The following is a 5,349-nucleotide window of genomic DNA, read 5'->3' as shown; positions in this document are numbered from 1 at the left end:
GGAGCTTGGCGTCGGTTGGGAACATGATGTTCTTGGGCTGTATCGTGGTATCGACGATCACCCGCCTCGTGTCCTCAGGCCGCATCGCCCCGGTCTTCACCGCCACGGACAGGCTTTCCTGCAGCAGGGACATGATGCGCTCCTCGCCCATCCTCTGGCGCCAGCAGGTCATTGAGGAGCGGTCAAAGGAAAGATCATGCCGGAAGAACATCTCACCGCAGCGGGCTTCGAGGGCCTCCCACGACACGGTCTTCGCCAGCCGTACAAGTTCATGGGTGATGTTGGTGATCTGGTCGAGGCGTGACCGGAACAGGTCCATCTCTCCCGTCTCGCGCCGCTCACATGGCTTCATCACCCAATCCTCCGCCGCTCTCCCGGCAGAGTGAATCACGCCTCCTGACCGTCGTGAACCGGAAAACGAATTTGCAAGGAAACCAGTGCCATCAGCCCGCTTTCCTGCAAAACTGAAGGCTTCGAGCGTCGAGATCAGAGTCTGAAATCAACCGCTTGGAAATTGTTCACGGGGGACTGCTTTCGATCCCACCACGACGGTGCAGTGCCTCTGCTTCTGACTTTCACCCTTGCGGCGGCAGAGCGCTACAACCGGCAAGGCCTGGAAGGCCTCCAGGGAGAGGCATCAATCTTTGCAGCCGAGGCCAAGGGCAAGCCTGAAGGTCTGCAAATCCAACAGCACTTTGAATTGAAGCCAGGCGCTCGCGTCATGCGTTCCAACTCAAACCAATGGAGACTTTGTCTTTAGGAACGAGAAATCAACATTCCCGGCGAGCAACAGGCAGACATCAGCGGCTTGGCGATCCGGTGCTGCCATTTGCCAAGGCCCGATCTTACCAAAGCTGCAGACTTGCGTGATACAAAATCTCTAGGCGGTGGTCATATGGTGGATGTCAGCTAATCAATTCAACGACATTTGTGGCCGACCCGCGGGTCAAGCGGGCGCTGCCGAAAGAACGGGGATCTTGGAGGTATATCATGAAAAAGACCGATCTTGCGGCACTATTGCCTTCAATGCTCTTTTCTGTCCATGCGATGGCCGCGGATGTCACGGACATTCCGGCTCCCTCAGCAACAAGCTTTTACACTGGCGCACAACTTGGCGGGGCATCAGCCGACGTTTCGGTGACGGATTATTATGCCGGAACATCCTACGAGAGTGGATATACGTGGGACGGCGACGACACGGGGCTGATGGGCGAGGTCTATCTGGGCCTCAACTACATGGCAACGGAGACGTTCCTGATCGGCGTTGAAGCGGACTTGGGATATGCCTCGCTGAGTGACGAGAGCTACCTGGATTACGAGGGCGTTCAAGACGAGAGATATCGGTATGGATGGGAATCGGGGCTGCAGGGATCGCTGCGGGCACGCGCGGGCATTATGGCGGGCAATGCCCTGCTTTACGCCACCGGCGGCCTTGCCATTGGCCAGCAGTCTTTCGATGTCTACGAGCGGGTATCCTCCACCAATTTCGAAAGCTTCGATGAAACGATGGTGGGCTGGACTGCAGGCGGTGGCCTTGAATATGCCTTCTTGTCCAACTGGACGGCGCGAGTCGAATATCGCTACACCGACTTTGGCGACGTCACGATAACGGCCGACATTTATGACTATAGCGGAAGTTACGACGATGAGATTAAAGTAACCCAGCAGAGCCTGATGGCTGGCGTGGCCTACCATTTCTGAGAAGGACGGTTGAGAGGCCGGTGTTCACCCATCGGATCGCAACAACCGCCAGAGCCTGAAGGGCACTCTTCAAAGCAGCTTCTGATTGGCGTCGAGGCTGCTCTGTTTTTTACGTTATCCTTTCAATCAAGAGGGAGGCCGCTTAAAGAGGCATACGGACCATCGCAAGTTAATTTGTTTGAGCAAGACCAATACCGCTTGCCGCCGCGGCGGGCGTGTCGTTTCGGTCGCCGCCATCATCGCCACGGGGGTCAACAGCGATGGCCGGCGCGAGGTTCTGGGTATGGAGATCGGGACCTCGGAGGCCGAACCCATCTGGACGGCCTTCCTTCGCAAGCTACCCCGGCGCGGACTAATACCAACGGTCATTGGGTCTGACCGACAAGAGCCCATTGGCGTATTCCGATTGAAGTAATGGTCTCTGGTTAAGCAATGAGCTTCTGCCAGGCGTCGCATGCAGCCTCGATGATCTCGACGTAAGTTTCGAAGACGCGGTTGGAGAGCCAATTGGCACGAAGGTACTGCCAGATGTTTTCGACGGGGTTGAGTTCAGGCGCGCGCGAAGGCAGAAAGATTGGCGTGATGTTGTCGGGCACGTCGAGGTTGCTCGTTGTGTGCCATCCGGCCCGGTCGAGAAGCAGAACGGCGTGGGCACCCCTGGCGACATGGCGGGATATCTCATTGAGGTGCATCTGCATGGCCTCAGTGTCGGCATATGGCACGGCGATAGCTGCGCCAGTTCCACGTGCCGGACATATGGCGCCAAATAGATAGGCATTCTCATAGCGCTGATCGGCCGGTTGGCGGGGCCTCGATCCACGCCTGCTCCATTGGCGGACGATGCCATTCTTCTGACCGATGCGGGCCTCGTCCTGGAACCATATCTCCACCGGCGTTTTCTCTGGCAACTCAGCGAGATGGGCACTCAGCGTTTGGGGGAAGTTTTTTTGAACGCTGCGATGGTTTCAACATCCTGCCCGGGGTGGCGCGGACGGGCGCTGACGTGTGAGAACCCCAGCTTCTTCAAGAGTGTCCCGACATATCGCTCATGAAAGTCCACACCGAACCGCTTCTTGATCACCAGCTTGAGGTCGATACGCCGCCAGCGCACCACACCGTCAGCTTGTCTGTCGGGGCCGGCGTCAACGAGGGCCGCCAGCTCGCTCATCTGCTCCGATGACAGGCGTGGCGTGGGGCCGTTGGTCCAGGCATCCAGCAATGCCTCGGGACCTCCCGTATTGAACCGGTGAACCCAGTCGCGAAGCGTTTGGCGGTCCATTCCACCGATCCGGGCCGCATCGTCGCGGCTCATACCATCCAACACCGCCGCCAGCGAAAGCAGCCGTCGGCTCTGATTGTTGTCCCGGGACTGCTTCGCCAACCGGCGAAGCTCACGAGCTGAAAAATCCGTCCGTAAGGGTACTGCTGATGGCATGGCCCGAATCCTCCTCGCGCCCAGTGAATCAGAACTCCAACTTCAGGGGAATCCCCCGTGAGTCAGGCACAAGCGCCCTTGGTATGAGTCAGCCCCAGAAACCTTTAGTATTAGCCCTTGGGCAAATCTCTCTCCCCGAAATTTGAGCTGCAAAAATCCCCAGTACTTGCAGATTGCTTCACGCCAAGCTCCTGACTGCCAGAATTTGGAACGAAATTCATAAGAAAATGAAATTGCGTAACAAGACGTAGCGCCTCGTTCTGGACTTCGCGGTGGATAATTGATCTTCGGAAAGCACTGGGATCGAATCTATCCTGCCATTGCCTGTGTTTCGAGACGTAGCCTGAGGGCCGGATTGTCAGGAAGTGCCTCGACAGCATCTCTGCTGATGATTTCGCCAACCTTGATCGGCTTGGTTACCTTCACTCCGTGCGCGAGGCCAATGGGTAGGGCTCTGGCTTCGACCGAGCGCGCGGCAGGCATCAGTTTGCCCCATACTGTATATCCACCTTCACCGTCGAGCATGTCGCCGGGCGCTAGATTCCGCTTTGCTGTTGCCACGGCGTCACCACGGAACTGCCGGCTGTGTCCTGTGGGCTCATGTCGAAGCGCGGCCGACAAGATCGAGATGCCGAGTTCCATGCCGATAAGGTGGAATGGCTTGTACATCGCTGCGTACTGACCAGTCGAATGGACAGGCAGGCCATACTGGGCAAAGCATGCGGCTGAATAGTCATTCGGCGCTTTGAGAACCACATATACGCCCCAGCGAAGATCGCGGAAGACTGGTCTGCCGTCACGTTCCATTGACGATATGACCTCAACCATGCCCTCGCCGGCTAGCTGTCCGCCAGCCGATACGGGACGTAATGTGCGGGACAGGTCATCGACTCCACACGGAAGGAATGAGAGGCCATCGTCTGGAACGTTGAGTGCGCAGCTATTGGCGACGGCCGCCATCTCAATTGCAGACTTGGTGCCATCCAGGAAAGAGTTGAACATCTGGCTGTTCATGCCAGCAGCTTCTGCGGACTCCGCTGTGATGCCATAGTGTTTCCAGACATCATCAGGTGTAACCAGATTGTATCCAGGCAGATACTTCGTTCCCTTTCCCGCAGCCTGGACAATAAAGCCAGCTGCTCGGGCCCAATCGACCATTTCAGATATCAGGGCCGGTTGATCGCCGTAGGCCATCGAATAGACAACACCGGCCTTACGCGCGCGTGCAGCAAGGGCGGGGCCGGCCAAGACATCTGCTTCAACATTGACCATGACAATGTGCTTGCCGTATTCGATCGCGGCTAACGCGTGAACAACCCCTGCGCCTGGCGACCCGGTTGAATCAACGACGACGTCTACGTCGTCGGAGGCGCAAAGCAGGCTTCCGTCTTCCACAAAGCGCGTCGCGGCGATGCGATCGTCATTCCAGCCCACCCTTTTGCAGGCCAGTTTCGCTCGATCCGGAAGGAGATCGGCGATGACGCTCACCCGAAGACCCGCTGTCGAAGGCACTTGCGCGAGGAACATGGAGCAAAACTTGCCAGCCCCGATAAGTCCGACCCGGACCGGCTTGTCCTGCAATGCACGCTCTTGGAGTTTGGAGTACAGGTTCACTTCGACTTTCCGCGTTTCCCTGAAATTGAGAACATATTGCCTCCCACCATATAGGGAGAGATTGCACGATCAAACCCTGGCATCAAACTGGCCTGACCGACATTTTGTACCATGCGCAGTGAGAGACTATTGCGTGTTTGCGGTTCTGTCGAGTGCGGGTGGCCTCGGTGCCAGCGCGAGAGAACTCGCGCAAGATCAACTACCTGAGCAAGATATTGCCACCAAAGTGGCTTCTGCTTTTGCGGATCATGCTCTAAACTGCGCCGCTCCAGTCCAACTCCGCGAACACCGGCTGGTGGTCGGACGCATCTGCCGCCTCGTCGATCCAGGCGCGGCGGACCAACCCTGCCAACTCCAACGTGACGAAGATGTGGTCGATCCGCTTGGCTTGCTCGATGCCATTGGCGGGATAGGTGATGCCGGCATTCTCGCTCACCCCGGCGAGGGTGAGCGCATCAGCGAATAGGTCCTGCTCAGCGAGGCGTCCGTAGTCTGGGCCTACAGGCCCAGTCAGCATCGCATATTCTGGTGAACTTGGCATCATGTTGAAGTCACCCAGCACGATTGCCGCACGGGGCATTGGAAAAACATCCTCCTTC

At 57.4% G+C, this 5,349-nt stretch carries 4 protein-coding genes and 2 pseudogenes; 2 read left to right on the top strand and 4 right to left on the bottom strand.

From position 1 onward, the window contains the following. Positions 1 to 355 (bottom strand): annotated as a pseudogene (locus ACILRA_RS19305) (IS5/IS1182 family transposase); the annotation flags it as partial. 635 nt (positions 356 to 990) lie between these two features. On the opposite strand from ACILRA_RS19305, the gene ACILRA_RS19300 reads away from it, so the two are divergent. Both ACILRA_RS19300 and ACILRA_RS19295 read left to right on the top strand, forming a co-directional pair. Beyond that, the gene (locus ACILRA_RS19300; RefSeq protein ID WP_395663684.1) at positions 991 to 1,701 is read left to right on the top strand and encodes an outer membrane protein; all 711 of its coding nucleotides are present in this window, start codon (positions 991 to 993) and stop codon (positions 1,699 to 1,701) included. Between the two features lie 172 nt (positions 1,702 to 1,873). Next, a pseudogene (locus tag ACILRA_RS19295) lies at positions 1,874 to 2,056 on the top strand (transposase); the annotation flags it as partial. 70 nt (positions 2,057 to 2,126) lie between these two features. Here ACILRA_RS19295 and ACILRA_RS19290 read toward each other — a convergent pair. The 3 genes from ACILRA_RS19290 to ACILRA_RS19280 all read right to left on the bottom strand — a co-directional run. Next, positions 2,127 to 3,136, bottom strand: a protein-coding gene (locus ACILRA_RS19290; protein WP_395663683.1) for an IS630 family transposase whose coding sequence is annotated in 2 segments (ribosomal slippage) — positions 2,127 to 2,650 and positions 2,650 to 3,136 — 1,011 coding nt in all. Because the reading frame shifts where the segments join, the coding sequence is not laid out codon by codon here. A 309-nt stretch (positions 3,137 to 3,445) separates the two neighbouring features. Beyond that, a complete protein-coding gene (locus tag ACILRA_RS19285; protein WP_395663682.1) occupies positions 3,446 to 4,750 on the bottom strand; it encodes an NAD(P)H-dependent oxidoreductase in 1,305 nt (434 codons plus the stop codon). 253 nt (positions 4,751 to 5,003) lie between these two features. Continuing rightward, on the bottom strand, positions 5,004 to 5,349 hold a 346-nt coding region (locus ACILRA_RS19280), incomplete at its 5' end, for an endonuclease/exonuclease/phosphatase family protein (RefSeq protein WP_395663681.1).

Source organism: Aestuariivirga sp., assembly GCF_044239095.1.
Classification (GTDB): domain Bacteria; phylum Pseudomonadota; class Alphaproteobacteria; order Rhizobiales; family Aestuariivirgaceae; genus Aestuariivirga.
Note: the sequence above shows the minus strand (reverse complement) of the source record. Positions and strands in the feature narration are given on the sequence as shown.